This is a genomic window from Verrucomicrobiota bacterium (genome assembly GCA_016871675.1).
In the GTDB taxonomy this organism is placed as follows: domain Bacteria; phylum Verrucomicrobiota; class Verrucomicrobiia; order Limisphaerales; family VHCN01; genus VHCN01.
In genome coordinates this window covers 1-2,198 of record VHCN01000143.1, presented here as the reverse complement: position 1 = coordinate 2,198, position 2,198 = coordinate 1, and the positions used below count along the sequence as shown (strand labels likewise).

3 protein-coding genes are annotated in these 2,198 nt (G+C 66.5%); all 3 read right to left on the bottom strand.

Annotated elements, in window-relative coordinates; translation table 11 throughout:
• On the bottom strand, positions 1 to 478 hold a 478-nt coding region (locus tag FJ386_15475; GenBank protein MBM3878087.1), incomplete at its 3' end, for a sulfatase.
• A gap of 37 nt (positions 479 to 515) precedes the next feature.
• Positions 516 to 1,871, bottom strand: a complete 1,356-nt coding sequence (locus FJ386_15470; GenBank protein ID MBM3878086.1) for a sulfatase — start codon at positions 1,869 to 1,871, stop codon at positions 516 to 518.
• Positions 1,868 to 2,198: arylsulfatase (locus FJ386_15465; GenBank protein MBM3878085.1), on the bottom strand; the 331-nt coding region annotated here is incomplete at its 5' end. The genes FJ386_15470 and FJ386_15465, both read right to left, overlap by 4 nt.

Genomic DNA, 2,198 nt, shown 5'->3' with positions numbered 1-2,198 from the left:
ACGCGTTGCCAGCCTTCTGATACGCGTGAGCCTGCCCGCCAAAGCCCGCGTCCGCCGGCGTGCCGGGACTCCACACTTTGAAACTCTTGCCGATGTGGTAGCCCGCATCGCGCAGCATCAGCGGGAAAGTGGGGATCTTCTCATCCCACACCGCGCCTTGAAGAATCGCACCGCGCCCGGTCTGGAAAAAGTATCGGCCCGACAACAGCGAGCTGCGGCACGGCGTGCAGCTCGGCGCATTGACGAAGGCGCTGCGGAACAGCACGCCCTCGCGCGCGACGCGGTCCACGTTCGGCGTCTTGATCGCGTCGTTGATGGTCGGCCGGCCGTCCACCTTCGCGTAAGCGCTGGCGTAACGGCCCCAGTCATCGGCGAAGACGAACAGGATGTTCAGCCGCGGGGAGTCAGCGGCGGCATGCGCCGGTGCAGTGGTGCCGAGCAGCGCGAGCCCGCAGAGGATTGTTGCGAGGGGTTTCATGAATGGTCAGAGATCTTTGGGGACGGGACTGTGGACATCACTTCGCCTCCGCCTTGAGTTCGGCGAAGCGTTTGCGGAGCGCGGCGAGGCGCTCCTGCTGCGCCGGGTCCGCGGCGAGGTTGCGTTCCTCGGACGGGTCGGCCTTCAGGTCGAACAGTTCCTCGTGCTTGAAGTCGGGCCAGAACAGATACTTCACGTCCTTCCGCACGAGCGCCTCCGACGACGGGATGAACTCCACATTGCGAATGGTGGCGTGCTCGTAAAAGAACTCGGTCCGCCACGCGGGCTTGTTCGCGGCGAGATACAACGGCGCGAGGTCGCGTCCCTGCATGCGATCCGGCGCCTTGAGCCCGGCGGCAGCGAGGAGGGTCGGCGCAAGGTCCACGTTCAGCGCGAAGTCGTCGTTCGTGATGCCGCGCTTCGACGCCGCGAGCCGCGGGTCGCGCACGATGAGCGGCACGCGGATGCTCTCCTCGTAGGGATACCACTTGTCGGCGAGCCCGTGCTCGGCGTGGAAGTAGCCGTTGTCGCCGGTGAAGATGACCAGCGTGTTGTCGAGGACGCCCTGCTTGCGCAATTCGTCCAGCACGCGGCCGCAGACGGTGTCCACCTCGGTCGCGAGGCGGTAGTAGTTCTTCATGTATTCCTGGTAGCGTTCCGGCGTGTCGAAGCGCCAGTGCCAGCGGCGGCGTCCCTCGTTCTTTTCGTTGCCCACGAAGGGCGGCAGCCGCTTGAAGTGTTCGTCGGTCGCGGTCTTCGGCACGGGCACCTTCACGTCCCTGTAAAGCTCCATGCTCGCGGGCATCGGCAGATACTGCTTCGGGTTCTGGTCCTCGGCGTGCGTGGCGAAGAACGCGAGCGTGAGGCAGAACGGCTTGTCCTTCGGGCGCGAGCGGAGGAATTCGAGCGCGTCGTTCTCGTTTTTCTGCGTGACGTGGATCTCCGTGCCGTCGGGCTGCTTGATCCAGTGCCGGCCCGCGTAGCTGCGGCCGAAGTCGAAGTTCCCCGCGGGGAATGGCCCGTTGTGCCACTTGCCGACGTGTCCGGTGAACCACCCGTTCGCGCGCAACAAGCCGGGATAGGTTTCCGCCCACGGCGTCTTGAACATCGCGAAGGCCGGGTTGCCGTGTCGCGACATCCACTGGCCGGTGAAGAGGCTCGCGCGGCTCACACCGCAGATGGAGGTGGTGACGCAGTTGCGCGTGAAGCGGACGCCCTCGCGCGCGAGCGCATCGAGCCGCGGCGTCTTGACGACGGGGTTCCCCGCGCAGCCGAGCGTGTCGTGCCGCCAGTCGTCGGCGTAGAGGACGAGGATGTTCTGGCGCGGCGCCTCCGCGGCCGGAAGCGCGCCACCGGTGGCACCGAGAATCGCGACGAGCAGGCGCAGACTCATTTCGAATCGGCCAGCCGGCCGGGTTCGCGCACGCCGCTTCCACCGCGCTGGGTGAGCGAGTCGCCGAGCTCGGCGCGGGCGTTCTCGGCCTCGGCAAGCAGGCGCTCGACGATGGCCGGGTTGGATGAAGCGAGGTTCACCTTCTCGCCTATGTCCGTCGAGAGGTCGTAAAGCTCGGCCTGCACGATGGGTGTGTTCTGGTATTTCGCCGGGATGCCGTTCGTGCCACCGGGCCGGCCCGCAAGCGACCGGAACGTGTGCGGCAGTTGCAGCTTCCACCTGCCGTCGCCGGTGAAGACCGCCTGCAGCTCGTTCTGGGCGTAGTAG